This is a genomic window from Achromobacter sp. K91 (assembly GCF_003576205.1).
In the GTDB taxonomy this organism is placed as follows: Bacteria; Pseudomonadota; Gammaproteobacteria; order Burkholderiales; family Burkholderiaceae_B; genus Achromobacter; species Achromobacter aegrifaciens.
The window spans coordinates 173614-198669 of the sequence record NZ_QWFB01000012.1 but is presented as its reverse complement, the minus strand read 5'-3'; the positions used below and the strand labels follow the sequence as shown (position 1 = coordinate 198669).

The 25056-nt window shown below is 67.9% G+C and carries 24 protein-coding genes; 13 read left to right on the top strand and 11 right to left on the bottom strand.

Annotated features, from left to right (window positions below; genetic code table 11):
* The first annotated feature begins 233 nt into the window (after window positions 1-233).
* Complete coding sequence (locus tag DXK93_RS03215) at window positions 234-629, top strand: hypothetical protein (protein ID WP_119449336.1); 396 nt, start codon at window positions 234-236, stop codon at window positions 627-629.
* Between the two features lie 14 nt (window positions 630-643).
* Here the strand turns inward: DXK93_RS03215 and DXK93_RS32590 are convergent, their stop codons facing one another.
* Window positions 644-1984, bottom strand: a complete 1341-nt coding sequence (locus tag DXK93_RS32590; RefSeq protein ID WP_054456474.1) for an RsmB/NOP family class I SAM-dependent RNA methyltransferase — start codon at window positions 1982-1984, stop codon at window positions 644-646.
* Between the two features lie 1027 nt (window positions 1985-3011).
* Window positions 3012-3668, bottom strand: coding sequence for a phosphoribosylglycinamide formyltransferase (purN, locus tag DXK93_RS03205; protein ID WP_119449372.1), 657 nt, complete (start codon window positions 3666-3668; stop codon window positions 3012-3014).
* Window positions 3669-3802: 134 nt separating this feature from the next.
* On the opposite strand from purN, the gene DXK93_RS03200 reads away from it, so the two are divergent.
* From DXK93_RS03200 to coaBC, 4 genes are all read left to right on the top strand, one after another.
* Window positions 3803-4768 (top strand): bifunctional riboflavin kinase/FAD synthetase, encoded by a 966-nt coding sequence (locus DXK93_RS03200; RefSeq protein ID WP_054456020.1) that lies wholly within the window; start codon window positions 3803-3805, stop codon window positions 4766-4768.
* Window positions 4758-7619: an isoleucine--tRNA ligase gene (gene ileS / locus DXK93_RS03195; RefSeq protein WP_119449335.1), complete on the top strand. Its 2862-nt coding sequence runs from the start codon at window positions 4758-4760 to the stop codon at window positions 7617-7619. Before DXK93_RS03200 ends, ileS begins: the two co-directional genes overlap by 11 nt.
* 2 nt (window positions 7620-7621) lie before the next feature.
* Window positions 7622-8158, top strand: a complete 537-nt coding sequence (gene lspA / locus DXK93_RS03190) for a signal peptidase II (protein ID WP_054456015.1) — start codon at window positions 7622-7624, stop codon at window positions 8156-8158.
* A 166-nt stretch (window positions 8159-8324) separates the two neighbouring features.
* Window positions 8325-9524, top strand: coding sequence for a bifunctional phosphopantothenoylcysteine decarboxylase/phosphopantothenate--cysteine ligase CoaBC (coaBC, locus tag DXK93_RS03185; RefSeq protein ID WP_054456013.1), 1200 nt, complete (start codon window positions 8325-8327; stop codon window positions 9522-9524).
* Window positions 9525-9623: 99 nt separating this feature from the next.
* On the opposite strand, the gene DXK93_RS03180 is transcribed toward coaBC, so the two are convergent.
* The 7 genes from DXK93_RS03180 to DXK93_RS03150 form a co-directional block, all read right to left on the bottom strand.
* Window positions 9624-10517 carry a cation diffusion facilitator family transporter gene (locus DXK93_RS03180; RefSeq protein ID WP_119449334.1) on the bottom strand — a complete coding sequence of 298 codons (894 nt, stop codon included), beginning with the start codon at window positions 10515-10517 and terminating at the stop codon, window positions 9624-9626.
* 124 nt (window positions 10518-10641) lie between these two features.
* Window positions 10642-11631, bottom strand: coding sequence for a tripartite tricarboxylate transporter substrate binding protein (locus DXK93_RS03175; RefSeq protein ID WP_054456473.1), 990 nt, complete (start codon window positions 11629-11631; stop codon window positions 10642-10644).
* A gap of 118 nt (window positions 11632-11749) precedes the next feature.
* A complete protein-coding gene (locus DXK93_RS03170; protein WP_119449333.1) occupies window positions 11750-12436 on the bottom strand; it encodes an AroM family protein in 687 nt (228 codons plus the stop codon).
* A complete protein-coding gene (locus DXK93_RS03165; protein ID WP_054456009.1) occupies window positions 12433-13362 on the bottom strand; it encodes a DUF1177 domain-containing protein in 930 nt (309 codons plus the stop codon). Before DXK93_RS03165 ends, DXK93_RS03170 begins: the two co-directional genes overlap by 4 nt.
* A complete protein-coding gene (gene pepE / locus DXK93_RS03160) occupies window positions 13359-14063 on the bottom strand; it encodes a dipeptidase PepE (protein ID WP_054456008.1) in 705 nt (234 codons plus the stop codon). Before pepE ends, DXK93_RS03165 begins: the two co-directional genes overlap by 4 nt.
* A gap of 70 nt (window positions 14064-14133) precedes the next feature.
* A complete protein-coding gene (locus tag DXK93_RS03155; protein WP_119449332.1) occupies window positions 14134-14901 on the bottom strand; it encodes an IclR family transcriptional regulator in 768 nt (255 codons plus the stop codon).
* 158 nt (window positions 14902-15059) lie between these two features.
* On the bottom strand, window positions 15060-15998 hold the full coding sequence (locus tag DXK93_RS03150) for a LysR family transcriptional regulator (RefSeq protein WP_119449331.1): 939 nt from the start codon (window positions 15996-15998) through the stop codon (window positions 15060-15062).
* Window positions 15999-16135: 137 nt separating this feature from the next.
* On the opposite strand from DXK93_RS03150, the gene DXK93_RS03145 reads away from it, so the two are divergent.
* Both DXK93_RS03145 and DXK93_RS03140 read left to right on the top strand, forming a co-directional pair.
* Window positions 16136-17128: a tripartite tricarboxylate transporter substrate binding protein gene (locus DXK93_RS03145; RefSeq protein WP_119449330.1), complete on the top strand. Its 993-nt coding sequence runs from the start codon at window positions 16136-16138 to the stop codon at window positions 17126-17128.
* A 16-nt stretch (window positions 17129-17144) separates the two neighbouring features.
* Window positions 17145-18572: an amidase gene (locus tag DXK93_RS03140; protein ID WP_119449329.1), complete on the top strand. Its 1428-nt coding sequence runs from the start codon at window positions 17145-17147 to the stop codon at window positions 18570-18572.
* Window positions 18573-18581: 9 nt separating this feature from the next.
* On the opposite strand, the gene DXK93_RS03135 is transcribed toward DXK93_RS03140, so the two are convergent.
* Complete coding sequence (locus tag DXK93_RS03135) at window positions 18582-19622, bottom strand: metal-dependent hydrolase (RefSeq protein WP_054456000.1); 1041 nt, start codon at window positions 19620-19622, stop codon at window positions 18582-18584.
* 106 nt (window positions 19623-19728) lie between these two features.
* Between DXK93_RS03135 and DXK93_RS03130 the strand changes: the two genes are divergently transcribed.
* From DXK93_RS03130 to DXK93_RS03105, 6 genes are all read left to right on the top strand, one after another.
* Complete coding sequence (locus tag DXK93_RS03130; RefSeq protein WP_054455998.1) at window positions 19729-20367, top strand: DedA family protein; 639 nt, start codon at window positions 19729-19731, stop codon at window positions 20365-20367.
* A gap of 16 nt (window positions 20368-20383) precedes the next feature.
* The gene (locus tag DXK93_RS03125) at window positions 20384-20902 is read left to right on the top strand and encodes a hypothetical protein (protein WP_119449328.1); all 519 of its coding nucleotides are present in this window, start codon (window positions 20384-20386) and stop codon (window positions 20900-20902) included.
* A 69-nt stretch (window positions 20903-20971) separates the two neighbouring features.
* Window positions 20972-21658: a dUTPase gene (locus DXK93_RS03120; protein WP_175162993.1), complete on the top strand. Its 687-nt coding sequence runs from the start codon at window positions 20972-20974 to the stop codon at window positions 21656-21658.
* A 172-nt stretch (window positions 21659-21830) separates the two neighbouring features.
* Window positions 21831-22526 carry a 2OG-Fe(II) oxygenase gene (locus DXK93_RS03115; protein ID WP_119449327.1) on the top strand — a complete coding sequence of 232 codons (696 nt, stop codon included), beginning with the start codon at window positions 21831-21833 and terminating at the stop codon, window positions 22524-22526.
* 50 nt (window positions 22527-22576) lie between these two features.
* Complete coding sequence (locus tag DXK93_RS03110) at window positions 22577-23281, top strand: 2OG-Fe(II) oxygenase (protein ID WP_119449371.1); 705 nt, start codon at window positions 22577-22579, stop codon at window positions 23279-23281.
* A 14-nt stretch (window positions 23282-23295) separates the two neighbouring features.
* Window positions 23296-24027 (top strand): 2OG-Fe(II) oxygenase, encoded by a 732-nt coding sequence (locus DXK93_RS03105; protein WP_370126305.1) that lies wholly within the window; start codon window positions 23296-23298, stop codon window positions 24025-24027.
* A 13-nt stretch (window positions 24028-24040) separates the two neighbouring features.
* Here the strand turns inward: DXK93_RS03105 and DXK93_RS03100 are convergent, their stop codons facing one another.
* Window positions 24041-24976, bottom strand: coding sequence for a LysR family transcriptional regulator (locus DXK93_RS03100; RefSeq protein ID WP_054455989.1), 936 nt, complete (start codon window positions 24974-24976; stop codon window positions 24041-24043).
* Window positions 24977-25056 lie beyond the last annotated feature (80 nt).

The following is a 25056-nucleotide window of genomic DNA, read 5'->3' as shown; positions in this document are numbered from 1 at the left end:
GCAAAAACCCACTCTCGCCACCAAAAATGCGGGTTGCGAGGCCGAGCCTTGCGGCACGCGGCGCTAGGGCCGTCCTCCCCAGGGTAGGTGGGGGGCATACGCGAAGGCGCAAGGTTTGGGCTCGATTTCGCCGTTAAAGTTCCTGTCAGCTTGGCGTCCGGTCTTGAAGCGGACTTGCGGCTGGCGCACACTGCGGGTGCTTTACCGACCAAACTGTCTCTTTTGTCCCACTGATGTTGCTGAAAAAAATCCGTCCCCAATTTTTTTACGCCCTGGCCGCGCTGGGCACCGTCCTGCCCGCCACCGTTTCCGCGCAAACGCTGAAATCGGGCGACGTCGCCGTGCTGGCCTCGTACTACGAGATCCGCGGATCGGACTGCCTGGCGCTGCGCGCGCCGCGCGTATCGCTCACCATGACGCCGCGCCTGGGCAAGGCCAACATCATGCAGACGCGGGGCCAGTCCAGCGATTCCGGGCGTTGCGCCTACCAGACCGTGCCGGTATCCCAGGTGGTCTACCAGGCGGACCAGCCAGGCAATGACAGCCTGGCCTGGGAAGTGAAGTACCAGAACAAGACCCTGGGCACGCGCCGCTACAGCGCCACGGTGGTGGTGACGCCGGGTCCCTGACCCGGCGCTCCCGATCAGGCCGGCTGGTCCTGTGGACCGGCCGCGTCCCCGTCGGACGTTTCTTCAGTCGAAGCCTCGTCCGCTTCCGAAGCTTCTTCGGCCACGGTCGCCGCGCCCTTCTTCTTGCGCTCGAATACCGCGGCGAAAAAGCCGTCGGTGCCGTGCACGTCGGGGCGCAGCTGCACGTAGGGGCCGTCCAGCTTCAGGTTTTCACAGCGCGCGGCCAGGATCTCGGCGGCGTCCAGGCGCTCGAAATCCGGATGGCTGGCGAGGAAACGCTCGGCCTGGACCTCGTTTTCCTCGGCCAGCAGGCTGCAGGTGGCGTACACCAGGCGGCCGCCCGGGGCGACGCAGCGCGCCGCGCTGTTGAGGATGCGTTCCTGCAGCTGGCCCAGTTCGGCCAGCGCCTCGGGGTGCTGGCGCCATTTCAGATCCGGATTGCGGCGCAGGGTGCCAATGCCGCTGCACGGGGCATCGACCAGCACGCGCTGGGCCTTGCCGGCCAGGCGCTTGACGCGGGCGTCGTTTTCGCTGTCGATGACCACCGGCACCACGTTGGACAGGCCGCTGCGCGCAAAGCGCGGCTTGGCGCGCTGCAGACGGGCCGCGGACACGTCGAACGCGTACAGGCGGCCGGTGGAGCGCATCAGCGCGCCCAGCAGCAGTGTCTTGCCGCCCGCGCCGGCGCAGAAGTCGATGATCATTTCGCCGCGGCGCGGCGCCACCAGCAGCGCCAGCAACTGGCTGCCCTCGTCCTGGACTTCGATGCTGCCGTTCTCGAACTGCGGCCAACGGTTGATGGCCGGACGGCCTTCCATGCGGATGCCCCAGGGCGAATAAGGCATGGCGACAGGTTCGTAGCGGCCGGCGCCCTGCTGCAATTCGGCCAGCATGGCGTCGCGCTCGACCTTCAGCGGGTTGACGCGCAGGTCCAGGCTGGCCTGGCGGTTCAGCGCCTCGATCAGCGTTTCCGGGCTGTCCATGGCGCCCAGGCGTTCGTCCAGCCAGTCCGGGATGCTGCCGCGCACGGCGCGCGGCAGTGTCGCCAGGTCGATCTGCGACACGCGCTGCAGCCATTCGGCTTCGCCGGCGTCCATGCCTTCGGCCAGCGCCTCGGCGCCCAGCGTCGCGGCCAGGCCCAGGATTGCCAGGCGGCGCGAAGCAGGACCGACGCCGCTTTCGCCGAACTGGCGGTAGCGGCGCAGATGGCGCAGCACGTCGTAGACGGCTTCAGCGACCTCGGAGCGATCGCGCGCGCCCAGATTCGGATGATTGCGCAGCCAGTGCGACAGGGCCGCGTCGGCCGGATAGGTCCATTGCAGGATTTCGCCCAGGACGCGCTGGACCTGGTCGATGCGGATCGCCGCGTGCGATTGGCGCGGGCGATTGAATTGGGGTTTGGGCGGGCGGTCCTGGCCGCCATCGCCGCCGCGCGGGCCGCCATACTGGCCGCGTTCGCCGCCGCGCTCGCCGCCGCGATCATCGCCTCGCGGCGAGCCATAGGACGGACGCGAGTCCGCGCGGCCTTCGCGACGATCCGGGCCATAGGAGGCGCGTTCGCCGCCACGGCCTTCGCCACGCGGGGCGTCAAAGGACGGACGCGAGTCCGGACGCCCTTCGCGGCGCTCCGAACCATAGGAAGCGCGCTCGCCGCCACGGCCTTCGCCGCGCGGAGCGTCGTAGGACGGACGTTGGCCCGGACGGCCTTCGCGGCGTTCCGAACCATAGGAAGCGCGCTCGCCGCCACGACCTTCGCCGCGCGGGGCGTCGTAGGACGGACGTTGGCCCGGACGGCCTTCGCGGCGTTCCGAACCATAGGAAGCGCGCTCGCCGCCACGACCTTCGCCGCGCGGGGCGTCGTAGGACGGACGCTGGCCCGGACGGCCTTCGCGGCGTTCCGAACCATAGGAAGCGCGATCGCCGCCACGGCCTTCGCCGCGTGGAGCATCGTAGGATGGACGCTGGCCCGGGCGGCCATCACGGCGCTCGGAACCATAAGAACCGCGCTCGCCGCGGCCCTCGCCGCGCGCCGGATCGAAGGACGGACGCGGGCTCGGTCGACCCTCGCGACGGTCCGAACCGTAGGAACCGCGTTCACCGCCGCGGCCTTCGCCGCGCGGCGCGTCGTAGGACGGGCGCGGCGTCGGGCGGCCGGCCGAGCGTTCGTCGCGGCTGCCACCGGAGCGCTCGTCACGGGCGTTGTCGCGTGCGATCGGGGCGCGCGCCTCGCCCTTGGGGCGCGAGAAGAAGGACCGACCGTCGCGGCCTTCGGACGCGGCCCTGGCGGCGCCAGCCGGACGGGAACGCGGAGATTGGGGTTTGGTCATGGTGTATTCCAGTGGGGCGGAGGGCTTCCGCCCGAAAAATTCGATTCGGGGCCGCTCAGGCGGCCGGCGACCAGGCGAAAAGGCGATCGGGATCGCCTTGCACGTTGACGCGGTGGTCGCTGGTCAGGGTAACCCGGCCTTCGGCCAGCCAGCGCACCGCCGCCGGGAAAGCCCGGTGTTCGACCGCCAGCACGCGCTCGGCCAGGGATTCGGGCGTATCGCCCGCCAGGACCGGCACGCAGCCCTGGGCGATGATGGGACCGTGGTCCAGCACCGGCGTGACGAAGTGCACGGTGCAGCCGTGCACGCGCACCCCGGTGGCCAGCGCCTGGGCGTGCGTGTGCAGCCCGGGAAACGCCGGTAGCAGCGACGGGTGGATGTTCACCAGCCGGCCGGCATAGTGATTGACGAAGCCCGGCGTCAACACGCGCATGAAGCCCGCCAGAATGACGTAATCGGGTTCGTAGCGGTCGATCTCGGCGGCCAGCGCGGCGTCGAAGGCTTCACGGCTGGCGTAGTCCTTGTGATACAGCGCGCCGGTGGGGATGCCCTGCTGGGCCGCCCAATCCAGGCCGGCGGCATCGGGCTTGCTGGCGATGACGGCGGCGACTTCGGCCGGCCAGCCTTCATTGCGGCAGGCCTCGGCCAAGGCCTGCATATTGCTGCCGCGTCCCGAAATCAGGATGACGATGCGGCGCTTGGTGGTAGATATTTCCGGCAAGATAAGGAATTCCAAGGGAAATCGGGCCCGTCCGCCCTACGCAATCCCGCGCGCGGCGACAGCCTGGACGCGCGGCAGGTAAGGACAGGAACAAACCCGGAATCCAAAATTGTAAACTCTCGCTCGTGAAACCATCGCTGCGCATCTACCGATCCCTGCCCCCGCCCGACCGGCGCGCCCCTTGCGCGCTGACGATCGGCAATTTCGACGGCGTCCATCGCGGACACCAGGCCATGCTGGCGCGCGTCTGCCAAGTCGCTCGCGACCGCAACCTGACGCCCGCCGTGATGACCTTCGAGCCGCATCCGCGGGAGTATTTCGCCACCCTGAATCAACGCCCGGAGCTGGCGCCCACCCGTATTTCGGGTTTGCGCGACAAGCTGGCGGCGCTGGCGCGTTACGGCATCAGCCAGGTCGTGGTGGAGCGCTTCAACGCCCGCCTGGCCGAAATGTCGGCCAACGCCTTCATCGAACAATTGCTGGTCCAGGGCCTGCATGCCAAATGGCTGCTGGTGGGCGAGGACTTCCGCTTCGGCCACAAGCGCAGCGGCGACATCGACCTGCTGCGCGAGGCCGGCCTGCGCCATGGCTTCGAGGTGCAGACCCTGGCGGACGTGACCGACCAGCAAGGGCACCGGATCTCCAGTTCCGAGGTGCGCACCGCGCTGGCGGTGGGCGACCTGGAGCGCGCCCGCCACCTGCTGGGCCACCCGTACCACATCAGCGGCCACGTGATCCACGGCCAGAAGCTGGGCCGCACGCTGGGCTTTCCCACCATGAATCTGCGGGTGGCCGAGCGCTGCGCCGCGCGCTCGGGCATTTATGTGGTGCAGGTCTACGGCCTGGCCGACCGCCCGCTGCCGGCGGTCGCCAGCCTGGGCGTGCGCCCCACGGTCGAAGACCGCGGCCGCGTGCTGCTGGAGTCGCACCTGCTCGACGAGACCGTCGACGCTTACGGTAAACTCGTACGCGTCGAATTCCTGCAAAAGCTGCGGGACGAAGAAAAATTTCCTGACCTCCCTTCCCTGACTGCCGCCATCGCCGAAGACGCGCGAAACGCGCGCGCCTATTTTGCCGTTCATGGACTATAAAAAGACCCTCAACCTGCCCGATACCCCCTTCCCCATGCGGGGCGACCTCGCCAAGCGCGAGCCCGCCTGGATTTCGCAGTGGGAAGAAAACCACGTCTACCAGGCGATCCGCGCCGCCAGCCGCGGCCGGCCGCGCTTCGTGCTGCACGACGGCCCGCCCTACGCCAACGGCGACATCCACATCGGCCACGCGGTCAACAAGATCCTGAAGGACATCATCGTCAAGAGCCGCAACATGGCCGGCTATGACGCGCATTACGTGCCGGGCTGGGACTGTCACGGCATGCCGATCGAAATCCAGATCGAAAAGAAATACGGCAAGCACCTGCCCGTGGCGGAAGTGCAGTCCAAGGCCCGCGCCTACGCCCTCGAACAGATCGACCGCCAGCGCAAGGACTTCAAGCGCCTGGGCGTGCTGGGCGAGTGGGATCGTCCCTACATGACGATGAACTTCAGCAATGAAGCCGACGAAATCCGCGCGCTGGGCCGCATCCTGGACAAGGGCTACGTGTTCCGCGGCCTGAAGCCCGTGAACTGGTGTTTCGACTGCGGCTCGGCCCTGGCCGAAGCCGAGGTCGAGTACGCCGACCGCGTCGACCCGGCGGTGGACGTGGCCTTCCCGTTCGCCGAGCACGCCAAGCTGGCCAGCGCCTTCGGCCTGGACTCGGTGGAAGACGGCGCCATCGTCATCTGGACCACCACGCCCTGGACCATCCCGTCCAACCAGGCGCTGAATCTGCATCCCGAAATCGAATACGCGCTGGTGCGCGTGACGCCGGTTCCCAAGTTCGGTCCTCTCCTGCTGATCGCCAAGGAACGCGTCGAAGCCTGCCTGAAAGCCTGGAACCTGGAAGGCGAAGTGATCGCCACGGCCCCGGGCGCGGCGCTGTCGGGCATCGAATTCCGCCACCCGCTGGCGCAGTTCAACGCCGCCTACGACCGCAAGTCGCCCGCCTACCTGGGCGACTACGTGACGGCCGACTCCGGCACCGGCGTGGTGCACTCGGCGCCGGCCTACGGCATCGAGGACTTCATCTCGTGCAAGGAGCACGGCATGAAGGACACCGACTTCATCAGCCCGGTCATGGGCGACGGCAAGTATGTGGACAGCCTGGCGCTGTTCGGCGGCCTGTCCATCTGGGACGCCAACCCCAAGATCGTCGAGGCGCTGACGGAAGCCGGCGCGCTGATGCACGTGGAAAAGCACAAGCACAGCTACATGCACTGCTGGCGCCACAAGACCCCCATCATTTACCGCGCCACCAGCCAGTGGTTCGCCGGCATGGACGTGGCCCCCAAGGACGGCGGCCCTACCCTGCGCGAATCGGCGCTGGCCGGCATCGACGCCACCGCCTTCTATCCGGCCTGGGGCCGCGCCCGCCTGCACGCCATGATCGCCAACCGCCCCGACTGGACGCTGTCGCGCCAGCGGCAATGGGGCACGCCGATGGCCTTCTTCGTGCACAAGGAAACCGGCGAACTGCACCCGCGCACCTCCGAATTGCTGGAACAGGTGGCGCAGCGCGTCGAACAAGGCGGCATCGAAGCCTGGCAGACCCTGGATCCGCGCGAATTGCTGGGCGACGAAGCCGACCAGTACGAAAAGAACCGCGACACGCTGGACGTGTGGTTCGACTCGGGCAGCACGCACGCCACGGTGCTGGGCGGCAAGGACGGCGACTTCGCCGGCTCGCATGGCGCTGAACTCGCCTGGCCCGCCGACCTGTACCTGGAAGGCTCGGACCAGCACCGCGGCTGGTTCCATTCGTCGCTGCTGACTGGCTGCATGCTCTACGGCCAACCGCCCTACAAGGCCCTGCTCACGCACGGCTTCGTGGTGGACGGCCAGGGCCGCAAGATGAGCAAGTCGGTCGGCAACGTGATCGCCCCGCAAAAGGTGTCCGACTCGCTGGGCGCGGAAATCCTGCGCCTGTGGGTGGCGTCCACCGATTACTCGGGTGAACTGTCCATCTCGGACGAGATCCTGAAGCGCGTGGTCGAAGGCTACCGCCGCATCCGCAACACGCTGCGCTTCCTGCTGGCCAACCTGGCCGACTTCGACGCGGTGACGCAGTCCGTTCCTTATGGCGAACTGTTCGAGATCGACCGCTATGCGCTGGCCATGACGGCGCAGATGCAGGCCGAGGTCCAGGCCAACTACGAACGCTACGACTTCCACCCCGCCGTCTCGCGCCTGCAGACGTTCTGCTCGGAAGACCTGGGCGCGTTCTACCTGGACATCCTGAAAGACCGCCTGTACACCTCGGCCGAGGACAGCCGCGCGCGCCGCTCGGCCCAGACGGCCCTGCTGGACATCACGCAGACGCTGCTCAAGCTGATGGCGCCGATCCTGTCCTTCACCGCTGAAGAAGCCTGGAAGGAACTGGTCAACTCGGCCTTGAAGAACCAGGCCGACGCCGCCCGCACCACGATCTTCACCGAGGTCTACCACGCGCTGCCCCCGTTCGCCGATGCCGACGCCTTGTCGGCCAAGTGGGCGCGTCTGCGCGCCATCCGCGCCGAAGTCCAGCGCAAGCTGGAAGAAGTGCGCACGGCCGGCGACATCGGCTCCTCGCTGCAGGCCGAAGTGGACCTGTACGCCAACGGTGCCGACCAGGAACTGCTGGCCAGCCTGGGCGACGACCTGCGCTTCGTGCTGATCGTCTCGCGCGCCACGGTGCACGCGGGCGAAGGCGAGACCCGCATCGAGGTCACGCCGTCCACGCACAAGAAGTGCGAACGCTGCTGGCACTGGCGCCTGGACGTGGGCCAGGACGCGGATCATCCCGAGATCTGCGGCCGCTGCGTGTCCAACCTGTTCGGCACGGGCGAAGCCCGCGACAAGGCTTGAGCATGGCCCGCCCCTCCGACCCCGGAGTGACGGGCGCCGCCCCCGTCCGCGCCGCGCCGGCGCGCGTGGGCGGCTGGCTGGCCCTGGCATTGCTCATCATCGTGCTGGACCAGTTGACCAAGGTCTACTTCAACACCTCGTTCCAGTACGGCGAACGCGTCAACGTGCTGCCGGTCTTCGACTTCACGCTGATGTACAACCGCGGCGCCGCCTTCAGTTTCCTGGCGTCCGAAGAAGGCTGGCAGCGCTGGCTGTTCACCGGCCTGGGCTGCGTGGCGGCGGTGGTCATCACCATCATCCTGCGCCGCACCCATGGCCAGCCGCGTTTCAGCCTGGCGCTGACCCTGATCCTGGGCGGCGCCATCGGCAACGTCATCGACCGCGTGGTCTATGGCCACGTGGTGGACTTCCTGCTGTTCTACTGGAACACCTCCTACTTCCCCGCCTTCAACCTGGCGGACGTGGGCATCACCTGCGGCGCCATATTGCTGGTGCTGGACGAACTCCTGCGCGGCCGCAAGGCCAAGACCCAGGCCTGAAGAAGGCCCGGCCGGGGCGCGACGCCCCGGCTTCCTTCAGCATTTCCCACGGTTTTTGTCCTGCTTGATGCCCCCTGAACGCATCGCGAAAGGCGCAATGCCGCAATGCAGAATAAAATCACTGTCCGTTCCTCGTTTACACGGCGCTGAACCCGCCGCCTCCCTCATGCTCGACCTCGCCCGCAAACGCATCGTCCTCGGCCTGACCGGCGGCATCGCCTGCTACAAAATCGCCGAGCTGGTGCGGCGCATGACCGAACAAGGCGCCACCGTCGATGTGGTCATGACCGAGGCGGCCACGCACTTCATCACGCCGGTCACCATGCAGGCCCTGTCGGGCCGTCCGGTGTTCGTGGATGCCTGGGATGCCCGCGTGCCCAACAACATGGCGCACATCGACCTGACGCGCGGCGCGGACGCGGTGCTGATTGCGCCGGCCAGCGCCGACTTCATGGCCAAGCTGGCGCACGGCATGGCCGACGACCTGCTGTCCACGCTGTGCCTGGCGCGCGCCTGTCCGCTGCTGGTGGCGCCCGCCATGAACCGCGAGATGTGGGCCAACCCGGCCACGCAGCGCAACGTCGAACAACTGCGCGCCGACGGCATCAGCGTGCTGGGCCCCTCCGCCGGCGAACAGGCCTGCGGTGAAACCGGCGATGGCCGCATGCTGGAAGCGCATGAGCTGCTGACCGACCTGATCGCCTTCTTCCAGCCCAAGCTGCTGGCCGGCCGCCACGTGCTGCTGACCGCCGGTCCCACGTCCGAACCCGTGGACCCGGTGCGCGTGCTGAGCAACCGTTCGTCGGGCAAGACCGGCTACGCGCTGGCTCGCGCCGCCCGCGAGGCCGGCGCCCGCGTCACGCTGATCACCGGCGCCACCTTCCTGCAGGTGCCGCGCGGCGTCACCGCGCTGTCGGTCACGACCGCGCGCCAGATGCACGACGCCGTGATGGCCAGCGCGGCCGACGCGGACATCTTCATCGCGGTGGCCGCGGTGGCCGACTGGCGCGTCAAGAACGTCAGCAACCAGAAGCTGAAGAAGACCAGCGAAGGCGGCGGCGCGCCCGTGATGGAATTCGAACCCAATCCGGACATCCTGGCCGAAGTGGCCAAGCTGCCCGACGGCCCCTGGTGCGTCGGCTTCGCCGCCGAAACCGAGAAGCTGGCCGAGCATGCCGAAGCCAAGCGCACGCGCAAGGGCATTCCGCTGCTGGTGGGCAACCTGGCGCACAAGGTCATGGATGCGGACACCACCGAACTGGTGCTGTTCGACGAGCAAGGCACCCATCCCCTGCCCGCCGCCGACAAGCTGGACGCCGCGCGGCGACTGATCGCCGAGATCGCGGCCAGAGTGCCAGGCAAATAAAAAGAGCAGGCCTCGCGGCCTGGCCTGGCTGCCGATGAACCCCTGTCTGCGGACAGGGGTTTTTATTTGCTTGCGGGCTTGCCGCTCATGCGGCCGTCGTCAGTGGATATGCTCCTGCGAGGAACGATCCTCGCGCTCCATCTGCAGCGTCGTATGGTGCAGGTCGAAATCCGCCTGCAGCCTGTCCTCGATGGCCCGGCGTACCTGTTCGCCGTCGGCCCCGGCCGCCAGCACCACGTGACCCGTGAGCATGGGATTGCTCTGCGTCACCGCCCACAGGTGTATGTCATGGATGGAAGCCACACCGGCCGTGCCGGCGATGGCGGCGCGCACGGCCTGCAGGTTCATGCCCGGCGGCACGCCTTCCAGCAGGATATTCACGCACTCGCGCAGCAGCACCCAGGTGCGCGGGAACACCATGAAGCCTATGCCCACCGCCAGCGCCGAATCCACCCAGCGCCAGCCCGTGAACCAGATGAGCACAGCGCCGACGATCACTCCGATCGAGCCCAGCATGTCGGCCCATACCTCCAGATAGGCGCCCTTCACGTTCAGGCTTTCGTCCTTGGCGCCTGCCAGCATGCGCATCGAGATCAGGTTGACGATGAGCCCCACCACGGCGACGGCCAGCATCCCCAGCGACTGGATCTCCTGCGGCGCCGACAGGCGCTGGTAGGCCTCGTACAGGATGTAGAACGCGACGCCCAACAACACCAGCGCATTGACCGCCGCCGCCAGTATCTCGAAGCGGGCGTAGCCATAGGTACGCATCAGGTCCGCCACCTTGCGACCGGCGCGTATCGCCACCAGCGCCAGCAGCAAGGCCATGGCGTCGGTCATCATGTGCATGGCATCGGAAATCAATGCCAGGCTGCCAGTGATCAGGCCGCCCGCGATCTCGACCAGCATGAAGCTGCCGGTCAGGCCCAAGGCGATCCAGAGGCGGGATTCGGGCAAGGCGCGCACGTCGCCGTGCTGATGGCTGTCGCTCATGGCTGTCCTGGTCGGGGAAAGGCACCATGACAAAGCCTGTAGCGGCTTCAGAGTCAAGCGCGGCGGCTCGCGCCATGAAAAAAACCCTCCGTGCCACCGGAGGGTTTTTGTTGGACAACCCGGCTTACTGTTCCAGGCTGATGTTGGCCGCCTTGACGATATCGGCCCATTGCTGGCGGTCCTTCTCCAGGAACTGGCCGAACTGCTCGGGCGTCATGCCGGTGACCGGCTCGGAACCCAGGCCGGCCATCTTCTCGACCAGCGCCGGCTGCTTCAGCACGTCCTGCATGGCCGCGTAGTAGGCGGCCAGCACGTCGGCGGGCAGCCCGGCGGGCGCGAACACGCCTTGCCAGGTCGGCATGTCGAAGCCCTTCAGGCCCTGCTCGTCCAGCGTCGGCACGTTGGGCAGCTGCGGCGCGCGCTTGATCGAGGCCACGGCGATGGCCTTGACCTTGCCTTGCGAGGCCAGCGGCGCGGCGGTGGAGATGTTGTCCATCGTCATGGCGATGTGGCCGCCCAGCAGGTCGGTGATGACGGGCGCGGCGCCGCGGTAGGCGGCGTGCGGCACCTTCACGCCCAGCTTGTAGAGCATGGTCTCGGCGATCAGGTGGTTGGAAATGCCCACGCCGGCGGTGCCGTAGGTGGCGGTCGGCGTCTTCTGGAAGTATTCCTTCAGCTCGGCCAGATTGTTGGCCGGCACGTCCTTGTTGACGATGACCACGTTGGGCTGCACCGCGGCCAGCGTGACAGGCGTGAAATCCGTCGGCTTGTAGTTGGTGCCCTTGGGGTTCAGGACATGGGTGATGGCCATGGAACCGGCGGCGGCGATGCCGATGGTGTAGCCGTCGGCCGGCGACTGGGCCAGGCGGTACGCCATGATGTTGCCGCCTGCGCCGGCCAGGTTTTCGACCACGACGGGTTGGCCCAGGCGCTGCGACAGCGGCTCGGCCAGGAGGCGCGCCAGGGTATCGGCGGAACCGCCGGGCGCAAAGCCCACCAGGAGGCGCACCGGCTTGGCGGGCTTCCAGGCGTCGGCGGCGAAGGCCGGCGCGGCCGTCAGGGCTGTGACGGCGAACAGTGCGCCAGCGGCGCGATGCAGATTACGGCTGAACATGAAAAACACTCCCAACGATTGATTGACGAAGCCCGCTTCGTCTCCTCTCGCCGCTCGCCCGTCCCACGCCGCGCCGCGCATCCATGCGCGGCCCGGTAGCGGAGCGGTACCTGCGGCGTTATTCCAGTATTTGCGCCAGCGTCTGCGCCACCATGCGGTTGGACAGCAGCACCGGCCGGCCCGAGGCCTGTGCCACGGCCTGGCGCATGCGCTCGGCGTAGCCCATGCAATGCATGACGATCAGGTCGCAGGACGCGAGTTCGCGGCCGGCCCGCTCGAAGTTGAGTGCGGCCTGGGCCGCGTCGGCTTCGTAGGGGGAGGCATGCACAACCACGGTCTCGCAGGAAAGCGGCACGACCATGTGGAAGGCATCGACCTGCGCCTCCAGCGGCACCACCAGGCCCACCTTGCGGCAATGCTCGGCCAGGCCGGCGACCAGGTGGTCCACCACCTGCTGCGGCTCCACCACCAGCGTGCGCATCGGCGCGATCGCGGTGCCGGTGCACAGCGGCATCAGCACGTCGTAGCCCGCGGCATCGGCCTGGCGCATGACCTCGGCCAAGCGCGCCTCGGCGGCGGCCGCGTCCAGTTCGATCTGCGAGCCGTCGCGCATGCGGGTGGCGAAGCGGTATTCGCCCGGCTTGGGCGCCAGCGCGGCCAGGCCCGCGGCGTCCAGCCCGTCGAGCGCGCCGAATTCGTCGATGCGCACCTGCGCGCCCAAAAGCGGGGCCATCTCGGGCACCACGTCGCTGCGCGGCGACTGGCCGATGGTGAAGAACGCCACGCGGCGCGGCTGCGCGCTCATGCCTCGCCCGCGCTTTCGCGGCCCACGGTCTGCAGATGCGCCATCGAACCGTAGCGGCTCTGCAAGGCGGCCCATTCCGTTTCGTCGACGAAGCTCATCGCGCCCTGCCCGTAGAGCTTGGCGATCTCGATGCAGAAACGCATGGCGACGTCGGCGTCCACGGCGTTGGTCACGCCCGTGGCGCAGCCCGGCACAGTGGTCTGAGCGGTCAGCGCCACGCCCACCACCGGCGCGCCGGTGACGATCGCGGGCTGCATCAACGAGTTCACGTGCCACAGGCCGTTTTCGTAAGGCGTGATGTCCTGCGTGGTCAGCGGCAAGGTCACCGGCAGTTCGCCGCTGACCCAGCCCATGACGTCCAGCATGGTCTCGGGAATGCGCAGCAGATAGCCCTGGCGCGCGACCGGCGTCAGCGCCACGCCGCGCTTGTTGACCAGGCGGTTGCCGCGCGTGGTGTCGACGGACAGGATCGCGTCCATGCGCGGGTCGACTTCATGCGACATCATCTCGCGCATCGGGAATGGCGAACGCATCATCGGCACCGGATGGTGCGGCCGCGTGCCGGCGCGCGGGCAGATGTGGGTGCGGATGCGCACGGTGCCCGGCATGACGTCGCCTTGGCGCGCCATGGCCATCAGCTTGAACGCCGCGGCAATCGCGACCACCGCGCCGTCGCTGTCGGACACCAGGCCGGTGACCGCCGGACGCGCGCCGATGCCGCCAAGGCGGCCGACGATGCCGAGTTGCGGCGCGGTTTCGTCGAGGCCCGGAATGACGATGGACAGGAATTCGGTGGCCGCGCCGTCGCGCTCCAGCCGGGTCACTTCGACTTCACAGTTGCCCGCCGCGCGCAGCTGTTCGGCCACGGCCTCGCCCGTGATGTGCGCAGAGGACAGCAGTTCGATGGCGTCGATGACGTGCTTCATGCCGGGATCTCCACGGGACCCGGACGGAACACGCGCGGCTCTTCGTTGCCGAGGAACAGCGGCGCGTCGTGCGGGCCGACCAGGTCGATTCGATTGCCGCGCACGCGCAGCGCGGAGCCTTCCGGCAAGCCCAGCACGGGCATCTGCGGATTCAGCGTGCAGAACTCGGCCAGGCGCTGGGCGCGGGTTTCGCCGCGGTGTCCGGGCGGATGGGCATTGGTGTAGTGCGGATTGATCTGGAACGACAGCAAGCCCAGGGCGTCGAAGCCTTGCGGGTCCGTGATGGGCATGTCGTTGGTGGTGCAGATGCTGGGGCAGCTCAGGTTGGAGCCTGCGCTCCAGCCCAGATAGGCCGCGCCCTCGCGCACGCGGCGCGCCACGACGTCCAGCAGGCCCTGGCGGCGCAGCTGGCCCAGCAGGTTGAAGGTGTTGCCGCCGCCCACGATGATGATCGCGGCGCCTTCCAGCGCGGCCACGGGATCCTCGGCGCGATGCAGCCCCTGGATGTCCAGGCCGGTATCCGCCAGGGCCGACGCCACCAGCGCGGTGTAGTCGTCCCAGTCGCGCGTGACGCCAGCGTACGGCACGAAGACGGCCGGCGCGCCTTGCGGCAGCGACGCGATCAGTTCGCGGATGTCGGGCAGCGCGTGGACCAGATAGCCGGCGTCGCTGCTGGAATTGCTGAGGAGCAGTAGGTTCATGTGGAGGATTTCCGTAAGGGGATTTTCTGGGTGTCCGGCGGCGCGGACGCATCTGTGGGCCTGAAAGCGTTCAGGCCAGCCAATAGGGATCGTTCAGTTCGCGGCCCAGCGCCCCCACCTGCCGCAGCACCGACTCGCGCAAGCGCGCGACGCGGGCGGCATCGGCCTGGAAGGAAACGAAGGACAAACACAGGCCGCGCAGTTCGCCGGTGGCGGGGTCGCGCACGGCGGCCGCCACCGCGCCTATGCCCGGCATGGCCTGGTCGATGGCCACGCCGCAATGGTCCGCGCGGGTCTGCGCGACCAGGCGGGCCAGATCGCCGACCGTGGCGGGACAGTCGCGGCCTTCGGTGGGCAGCGGCTGGTCGGCGTCGGCGCCGTAGAGCGCCTGGAACTCGGCTTCGCTCAGGCGCGACAGCAGCGCCCGGCCCATGGCGGTGCCCGAGGCGGCGCGGCGCGAACCGGGCGGCGACAGCACCTGCACCGGGTGCGAGCCGTTCAGGCGCTGCAGCACCACGGTCTCGCGCTGGTTCAGGGTGGAGAGATAGGCGGTCAGGCCACTATCGTCGGAGAGCCGGGCCAGCACCGCGCGGCAGGCGTCGTCCAGCGGCGTGGCCGCCATGCCGGCGCGCACCGCCTGGGCCAGCATGGTCCCGGCGCGATAGCGGCGCGTGGCGGCGTCCTGGTCGAGCAAGCCGTAGTGCTGCATCTGGTTGAGCAGGCGCGACGCGCTGCTCTTGGGCATGGACAGGCGCGCCGCCACTTCCGTGAAGCTCAGCTCCGACGCGCCTTCCGCGTATAGCCCCAGGACACGCTGGACGCCATCGAGAATACTCATACTTGTTCCATAAAACGGAACTTATGTTCCTGTGAGTTGAACAAGAATAATGCGGGGCTCGACGGCGGTCAATATGGGAACAGCATGAAAAAGCCCCGGGGTCGCCCGGGGCCTGGTCGCGGGAGCCGCCAGCCCCCGATGTAGATCAACGGAATGCCTCAGCCAACCGGCGTCTCGCAGAACTGCAGGAATCGATGCAGCGGAGTCTGCCGTTCGGCGGCACGTTGCCATACGACGACCGTGGGCGGATTCTGTTCACGCAGCTCGACCGGCAGGATGACCGCCTCTGCCGCGACGGTCAGGCGCTCGGCCGCCGCCAGCGGCAGCATGACCAGGTAATCCGTGGTGCGCACGAATTCATCGGTCAGCAAAAGATCACTTACCTGAATGCCGCGCGGCGGCAGTCCCAGGTCGCATCCCAGGAACAGCGCGGTCAGCTTGTCGTGCATCATCGTGCCCGGACGCGGCTTGCACCAGGGTTCTGCGTGCAACTCCGGCAGCGTAAGGCGGCGGCGGGCGGCCAGCGGCGACAGCCGGGCATTGGCGACGACCACCAGCGGCTGCGGCGGCACCAGCCGCAAGCGCCCCAGGCCAGGCGCTGTCAGCTCGGGCGCGTCGTAGCACACCAGCGCGTCCAGCTTGTCGTCCAGCAACAGGTCCGCCATGGCGCGGTATCCACCGGCCTGCACATCCAGCGCGACGCCGGGCTGGGCCTGGTTGAAGGCATGGATCAAGGGCGCAAGCGTCAGTTTGCCCATGTCGGTCGCCACGCCGATGCGCAGTTCGCCCAGGCGGCCGCTGCGTACGTCCGTTACGGCTTGGGCCAGCCCGCGCGATTGCGCCACCACGGCCTCCATCATGGGCAGGATCTGGCGGCCCATTTTCGTCGGGCGCTTGGCATTGCCGATGCGCTCGAACAGCTTGAAACCCAGCTGCGATTCCAGCTCGGCCAAGGTTTTGGAGACCGCGGACTCGCTCACGTTCGCGGCCGCGGCCACCTCCTTGGCCGACGGCGCATCGCGCAACGCCAGCGCGATCTGCAGATGCCGCAGCTTCAGGCGCGAAGCCAGCGACTCGATGGGCTGCGGCTTGACCATTTTCTCAATCCATTAGTCGAATAATTCACTATACGGTAAACCCGGGCGGACCGATGATAACGGCATAGCGCATGGCCATGAGCCGATCCGCGGCCGGCCAGGCCGCAGGAGCAACAGAGCGCAAACAGGAGACCGCCTTGCTAGCCCGCCCCCGACTTCTCGCCTTCATCCTTGCCGCCGCGACGACGGCAGGCCTGCAACCCAGCGCGATGGCCCAGGAGCCAGCCGGCGGCGACAAGCTCGTGCGCCTGGTGGTCGGCTACGCCGCGGGCGGCGCCGCCGACGCGGTGGCCCGCGCCTACGCCGAACAGTTGCAGACGGCGGGCTACGCCAATGTCATCGTCGAGAACCGTCCCGGCGCATCGGGACGCCTGGGTTTCGACGTGGTGAAGCGCGCCAAGGCGGACGGGCTCACCCTGTACCTGGGCTCGTCGCCGATGTTCGTGATCTTTCCGCTGACCTACAAGAAGCTGGGATACGACCCGGACCATGACCTGCGCCCGGTGGCTCTGGTCGCCGACGTGCCCACCGGCGCCGTCACGGGCGCCGCCCAACCCTACGGCAACATGGCCGAATACGTGCAATGGGCCAAACAGGCGCGCGCCAAGGCGACCCTGGGCCTGGCGACGCAAGGCAGCCCCGGCCAGTTGGGCACGATAGAAATGGGCGGCCAGAACGGCCTGGAGGTCGTGCCCGTGCTCTACCGCGGCGCGGCGCCGATGCTGGTGGACGTGGCGGGCGGTGAAGTGTCGATGGGCTGGGACGCCGTCGCCAGCATGCTGCCGCTCTACAACGCCGGCAAGGTGAAATTCCTGGGCGTGGCTGGCAGCCGCCGCCTGCCCTCCCTGCCCGATGTGCCGACGCTGCTGGAACAGGGCTACCCGCAGTACCAGCATGCCGCCAGCTGGTATGGCGTGTACGCTCCCGCGGCCACGCCGGACGCCACGATCGCCCAACTGGAACAGGCTTTCGTCGCCGCCGGCAAACGGCCGGCGCTGGTGCAAAAACTGCAGACCGCGGGCTTCCTGGTCGACCCCCAGGACGCGCAGAGCGCCAAGCGCCGCATCGGCGTCGAGCGCGCGCACTGGGCCCCCATCGTCAAGGCCGCCGGCATTTCCTTCGACGAATAGGCGCAACGTGGCTTCGATGAGCGATTCCCTTTGCGACTTGAGCGCGGTAGAGGCCGCAAGCCTGATCCGGACCAAGGCAGTGTCCCCGGTCGAGCTGGTGCGCGCCTCGCTGGAACGGGCCGAAAGCCTGCAGCCCGTCCTGAACTGTTTCATCACGCTGTGCGCCGAAGAGGCCATGGCCGAGGCCCGGCTTGCCGAGGCCGCGCTGATGCGCGGCGATGCGCCGGGCCTTTTGCATGGCCTGCCCTACACGGTGAAGGATCTGGTCAATACCGCGGGCGTGCGGACCACCTTCGGCGCCGTGCCGTTCAGCGCCAACGTGCCGGCCGAGGACGCCGTGGCCGTGGCGCGGCTGCGCCAGCAAGGCGCCGTCCTGATCGGCAAGACCACGACGCCGGAATTCGGCTCCAAGTCCATGACGGATTCGCCGCTGTTCGGCCACACCCGCAACGCCTGGAACCTGGAACGCACCTGCGGCGGCTCCAGCGGCGGCGCCGCGGCGGCAACGGCCGCCGGCATCACGGCGCTTGCGGTGGCCAGCGATGGCGGCGGATCCACCCGCATCCCCGCGGCGTGCAACGGCGTGGTGGGATTCAAGCAAAGCCTGGGCGCGATACCGCACAGCCAGGCGCAGGACGCCATCGGCAACCAGACCTACGTGACGCCGACCACGCGCACCGTGGCCGATACCCGCCTGATGATGGCGGCCATGGCCGGCCCGCATGACTGCGATCCGTGGTCGCTGGGCGTACCCAGGACCGACTACGCCGGCGAGGCGGCCAATCCCGAGATGCTGCGCGGCAAGCGCGTCCGCTATTGCGCCGCCCCGCCCGGCCGCCCCGTGGCCGCCGACGTGCGCCGCGCATTCGAAGCGGCGCTGGCGCGCCTGGCCGACCTGGGCGCGGAAGTAGAACCGTTCGACGGCGAGGGCTTCGATGTCGAGCCCATCTGGCGCGTCATCAACCACACGGTCTGGCGCACCCGCTTCCTGCCACTGATAGAACGCGAGCCCGACGCCTACAGCCCCACCTTCCGGCGGCAGATCGCCACCGCCGCGGCGTTCAGCGCCCAGCAATACCAGGAAGCCATGTTTGCCCGCACCGCGCTCTACCGCAAGGTGCAGGCGCTGTTCGGCCAGGCCGACCTGCTGGCCATGCCGACCATGTCACGCACCGCCTTGCCGCTGGGCACGGACATATTCGACACCATGGACATCGACGGGCGCTCGTACGGCGACATCCGCGCGCACTGGTATCCGTGGACCATGCTGTTCAACCTGACCGGGCACCCCGCCGTCAGCGTGCCTTGCGGTCTGGGCCAGGATGGCCTGCCGATAGGCTTGCAGCTGGTTGCCCCTTGCCACGCCGACCTGCAGCTGCTGCAGGCGGCCGAAGCCTATGAGCAAGCCGGCACTCCGCTGCCGCGGCCGCCGGCGGTAACCTGAATCACGTTCCTATCTGGTCGACAGCTCCGACCACTGCGCCAGCGGCAAGGGCGGCTGCGCATGCAGGATGCGCGCCAGCACCAGCTTCAGTTCGGCCCAACCGCCGCGCTCGGTGGGCCAGATGGAAGGCGTCACCGCCTGCCAGTTGCCGTCCGCCGCGCGTTCGGCCATCTTGAAGCGGAAGGTGTAATGCCCCGCCATGCCCATGCGCAGGTCCGTCACCACCAACGCATTGCCGATGACGTCGTAGCGCAGCCAGTCGTCCGTGAACCAGCGCAGGCGCTGGTGCAACGGCACGTCCGCCAGCGCCCGCGCCACATCCAGGTTCAGCGGCTGGCGCAGCCATTCCGGCGGATCGCTGTCGAACAGGCTGCTGACCGATTCGTAATAGTGGCCGTCGGGCGTCTTGGCGATGACGCGCCACACCAGCGTGTTGAAGGGCATGGGCACGGCGCGCAGTTCGCTCAGCGCAATGCCCTGCGCCTGCATCGCCTCGCGCACGCGGTCCTCGGCGGCGATGCGCGCGGCCAGCCCGAATCCCAGGTAGGCCGTGCTGAACACCAGCGCCGCGGCCAGCAGCCGGCGCGCCGTCAGCGTCATGCCGAAGCCGATGGCGAACAACACCGCCAGCAGCAACGGCACGGTATAGACCGGGTCGATGATGAACACGGCGGCCCAGCTTTCGGGGATGAGCGCCAGCGGCCAGAACAGCTGCGTCCCGTAGACCGTGAAGGAGTCCAGCACGGGATGGGTCACCAGCACCAGCCATAAGGTCAGGAACAGCCGGCGTCCGCTGTATGGCGCCTGCGGCCAGTACTTGCGGATCAGCCAGGTCAGGAAAACCGCAAGGCCGGTCAGCACGAAGACCGAGTGCGAGAAGCCGCGGTGGTAGGTCATGAGCGACACCGGGTCCGGATAGCGCATCAGGACGTCCAGATCCGGCACCGTGGCCAGCGCCGCGCCGTAGATCAACGCCCGCCGCCCCTGCACCCGCCCCAGGAGGGCGCCCTGTATGCCCGCGCCCAGTACCGCCTGCGTAACCGAATCCATAACTCTCCAACAATTAGCTTCATCCAGACGGACTATACGGTGCACCGGCAGTTCCGCAGGCGTTAACATACCTGATTGCGTTCAGCTAATTTTCAACTTCGTAAATATGGACCAATACATCGACCAGATCGCGATGTTCATCGAGGCCAACCAGGCCTGGGCGGGACCGATCACCTTTCTGCTCACGCTGGGCGAATCCATGGTGCTGCTGGGCCTGTTCATCCCGGCCACGGCCCTGATGCTGCTGACCGGCGGCCTGATCGGCGCGGGCACCCTGAATCCCTGGGCCATCATCGCCTGGGGCATCGCCGGCGCCATCGTGGGCGACGCCCTGTCCTACTGGCTGGGCCGCTGGGCCGGCCCTGGCATCCTGCGCCGCTGGCCGCTGAAGCAGCAGCGCAGCGGCGTGGCGCGCGCACGCCTGTTCTTCTACCGCTACGGCTTCGCCTCCGTGCTGATCGGCCGCTTTCTCGGCCCCATCCGCTCCACCATTCCCACCGTCGCCGGCGTGATGGGCATGGGGCACAGCCGCTTCCAGATGGCCAACGTCGCCTCGGCCATCCTCTGGATGCCGCTGATGCTGGCCCCGGGCTATATCACCGCGCGCAGCCTGGGTACGGCGGACAATGCGCAACAGATTGCCATGATGATCGGCGCGGGCCTCTCGGTACTGCTAGGATGCGGGCTGTTGATAGCCATGCTGCGCAAGCGCCGGGTCCCGGCACGCCAACGCCGCGGCAACTGAACCGGAGAGAGGGGCAATGGCCATAGATGGGGAACCCAGGAATGGCGATTTCGCGCGCTACGTCGAAAACCTGACGCGCGCCGGCGGCGCATCGCCGGGACAGGTTCCCGACAAGCGGGCGCAATCCCGCCCGGCAGCTCCGCCGCCCCCGCCCCCCGCTTCTCCGTCTGAAACGCTATCCGGCGCGCCCTGGGGCAAGCCGGCCCCGCCGCCCCTGCAATCGCGGCAAGCGCCGCCCGCGGCCCCGGGCCAGACCGATGCCGCCGAGGTATCGATGGCCCGCCAAGCCACCCAGCGCAAGATCGGCGTCATCCTGACGGTGGGCGGCATCCTGGCCGGCTGGGCCGGGGCGCGCATCATCTTCGAAGCCCTGCGCGGCCCCGGGTTCGACCTGGACGAGGCCATGCCCGCCGTCTTCCTGTTCTTCTTTGCCATGATGCTGTTCAAGGCGGCCCGCAACGCGCGCAATCCGCGCGGCAAGACGCCGCTGCCTCCGCTCAAGCGCTCTTCCTACCGCAAGGACGGCGACGCCTGATTCCGGCATCACGGCGGCACGGCCCCCGCGGGTAATGGTGCTAACATTTCCGCCGCTGTCGAAAGACCCATGAACCACGGAGTGAAAGTGAATAACGTAGTCGGATTGAACCAGGCCCAGGCGGCCACGATGCTGAAGCTGCAGGGCCACTTGAACAGCATGATCAATCCGGACTGGGTCAACGGCGGAGCCCGCTTCCTGCGCGCCGCCTTCGTCGAATCCGCCGAAGCGCTGGAACACTACGGCTGGAAATGGTGGAAGAAGCAGACCATCGACCTGCCGCAAGTGCAGATGGAGCTGGTGGACATCCTGCACTTCTATCTGTCGCACACCATCGTCCAGTCCCGCGGCGACATCGGCGCCGCCGCCGACGCGCTGGTCGCGGACCTGTCCGGCCCGGCCTCGGTCGCCCTGGACGGCAAGACCCATGCGCTGGACCAGTTGAACGTGCCCGAACTGCTGGAGCTGATCGGCGGCCTGGCCGTGTGCGGACGCGCCAGCTTCAAGGTCCTGGAACAGACCATGACGTCCTGCGAGATGAGCTGGAACGACGCCTACACGCAATACGTGTCCAAGAACGTGCTGAACATCTTCCGCCAGCAGCATGGCTACAAGGAAGGCACCTACATCAAGATCTGGAACGGCGAGGAAGACAACGTCGTGCTGGCCCGCCTGCTGTCGCAGCTGGATCCCGCGCGCGAGGATTTCGCCGACCAGTTGCACCGCGAACTGGAGCAGGCTTATTCGCGCCTCTGAGCCGCGACGGTTCCTGCCCGCCTGAAGACGCCGCCATCCGCGGCGTTTTTTGTTTTGGGGGAAGCAAGCGCAACAAACGGAGTTTCAAAAAGGCGGTGGATTTCTACACTGGCCTCGCCTGTAATCACGGGGAGGACCGGGCATGCGCGCCGCGGCAAGCGGAGACAAGGACATGACAGCAGCAGCCGACTATGACTGGCAGAACGTGGAGCAAGCGCTCGATGCCCACGGCAACGCCGTGCTGCCCGGACTGCTGACGCCCGCACAATGCCGCGCCCTCGCCGCCCTCTACCCGGATGAAGCGCGCTTTCGCTCGCGCATCGTCATGGCGCGGCATGGCTTCGGCCGCGGCGAGTACAAGTACTTCGCCTACCCCTTGCCGCCGCTGCTCGATCAATTGCGCCACGCGCTCTATGCCCGGCTGGCGCCGATCGCCAACCGCTGGAACCAGCGGCTGCGCGCGGATTCGCAGTACCCGCCCGAACTGGACGCCTACCTGCAACGCTGCCACCGGGCCGGCCAGACGCGTCCAACGCCATTGATGCTCCAGTACGGCGAGGGCGACTACAACTGCCTGCACCAGGATCTCTATGGCGAACATGTGTTTCCGCTGCAGGTCGCCATCCTGCTGGCCGTGCCGGGCAAGGATTTCACCGGCGGCGAATTCGTCATGACCGAGCTTGCGGCCAGAAGCCAGCGCGCCGACGTCGTGACGCTGGGCCAGGGCGACGCGGTGGTGTTCACCGTCAATCAACGGCCCGCGGCGGGCGCGCGCGGGCCGCGCAAGGTCGCCATGCGGCATGGCGTGAGCCGCGTGCGCAGCGGCCGGCGCCACACCTTGGGCATCATTTTTCATGACGCGGCATGATGCCGCGCACGCTTGCGACCATTGATGAGGACCCTATGCATCACAGCGGCATGACCGCCCTCGAAACCAGCCTGGACCGCCTGGATTGGCCGGACATCGGATCGCAGCTCGACGCCGAAGGCTATGCCGTGCTGCCAGGACTGCTGGGCGCGGAACCGGCGCGCAGTCTGGCGCGGCAAGCCGACGCGCCAGACGCCCGGCGGGTGAGCCTGGCATCCGCCGGCCTGGGGCGCGGCGACCTGTATTACTTCGATGCCGGCATCCCGCCGCCGCTGGAGCAATGGCGCTCGGCGCTGTACCGTCGGCTCGTCGTACACGCCAATCGCTGGAACGAGCTTCTGGACGTGCGCGCGCGCTATCCCGATGAGCTGGAAGATTTTCTTCAGCGCAACCGCGACGCCGGCCAGACCCGGGCGCAATCGCACCTGAGCCGGCTCGGCGTCGAAGACTACATCGCGCTGCACCAGCGCAATACAGGCGGACAGGTCTTCCCCATGCAGGCGGTCGCGCTCCTGTCCGAGCCGGGAGACGGCTTCCAGGGCGGCGAGTTCGTGATGACGGAGCAGCGCCCGCGCATGCAATCGCGTCCGCTGGTGGCGCCGCTCGGTTTCGGCGACGTCGCCATCATCGCCACGGGGGAACGCCCCTTTCACGGTTCCAAGGGCTATTACCGCGTCAACCTCAAGCATGCCGTCAGCCGCGTGCGCAAAGGCACGCGCATCGGCCTTGAACTGTTTTTCCACGATGCGCCCTGATGCCAGCCCCAGCCATGCCTACATCAACCATGCTGCACGGCCTGCCTGAAACCCGGATTGCGGATACGGACTGGCAGGACGTCGAAGACGATCTGGGCCGCGATGGTTACGCCGTGCTGCCGGGACTGCTGACGCAGGCTCAGTGCGAGGAACTTGCGGCCGGCTACGGCGACGAAACGCGCTTTCGCAGCCGCATCGTGATGGAACGCTATGCGTTCGGCCGCGGCGAGTACAAATACTTCAGCTATCCGCTGCCGGATATCGTCGCAAGCTTGCGGCAGTCGCTTTATCCACGCCTGGCGCCCATCGCCAACCGCTGGCATGCGGCCATGCGCCTCGAAGCGCGCTTTCCCGCAACGCATGAAGAATTCCGGAGTATCTGCCACGCCGCCGGACAGCGCCGGCCCACGCCGCTGCTGCTGCGCTACCAGGCGGGCGACTACTGCTGCCTGCATCAGGACCTGTACGGCGACCATGTCTTTCCGTTCCAGGCCATCTTCCTGCTCAATGAGCCGGGACGCGATTTCGAAGGTGGAGAGCTGCTGCTGGCCGAAAGCAATCCCAAGCAACCCGGACGGGCCGACGTGGTGCCCTTGCGGCAAGGCGATGCCGTGGTGCTTGCCGTCAATCACAGGCCGGTGCGGTCGGCGCGCGGCTATTACCGCGCGAATCTGCGGCATGGGGTCGGCCGGCTGCGCAACGGAGAGCGGCACACGCTGGGCATCATCTTCCACGATGCCACGTAAGGCTGCGCGATCGTCAGGCCGCGCGCGCAGCCTCGATGGCCGCATCCCACACGGAAGGCGAGCCGATCTGCCGCCGCAATTGTTCGGTGAAGGCGCGGATGCGCGCATTGGCGCGCGGCATGGCGCGCAGCAGGTAGATGCCGCTTTCGGGCGGCGGGCTGGCGTCCTGCAAGGTCAGCTGCACCAGCCGGCCGGCGCCCAGGTCCGCGCCCGCGGACCAGTTGGGCATGAGCGCGATGCCCAGCCCTTCCAGCGCCGCGAACCGGCGCGCGTCGCAGTCGTCGCACTCCAGGACGAACCTGGCGTCCTGGGCCCATTGGCCGTCGCCCAGTTCGCGCCAGCCGCGCACGCTGGTGCTGTGGCGCCGGTCGATGAGGCGATGGCGCGACAGGTCCGCCAGCGTGCGCGGTACGCCATGGCGTTCCAGGTATGAGGGCGCGGCGCAGATCAGGTAGCGATGGCTGCCGATGCGTTGCCCGATCAGGCTGCTGTCTGGCTGTTGCCCCACCCGCACCACCACGTCCATGCGTTCGACCACCGGATCCACCACGCGCTCGGTCAGTTCCAGCTCCACCTGCAATTGCGGATGGCGTTCACCCAGTTGTTGCAGCATGGGCACCACGTAGCGCCGCGCGAACGCCGGCAGGCAGCTGACCCGCAGCAGGCCCTGCACGGTCTGCTCCAGCGAAATGACCTCGGAACGCGCCTCGGTCATGTCGTGCAGGATCTTCACGGCGCGCTCGTACAGCACCTCGCCGGCCTCGGTGGGCATCAATGCACGGGTCGAGCGCACGAACAGCGGCACCTTGAGCTCGGACTCCAGCGCGCCGATCTGCCGCGCCACGGACGAGGCCACCATGCCCCGGCGGCGCGCCACCTCGGAAAAGCTCTGGGCGCGGGCGACGTCGACGAAGATGGAGAGGCTTTCCGCGAATTTGACGGTTTTCATTTGTGCGTGTGGCGCAAAAGGCTTTGGCGTGGCACGCCAGCTTTCCTGGGAGATTTGGCAATTACGATACTGCGCATGGA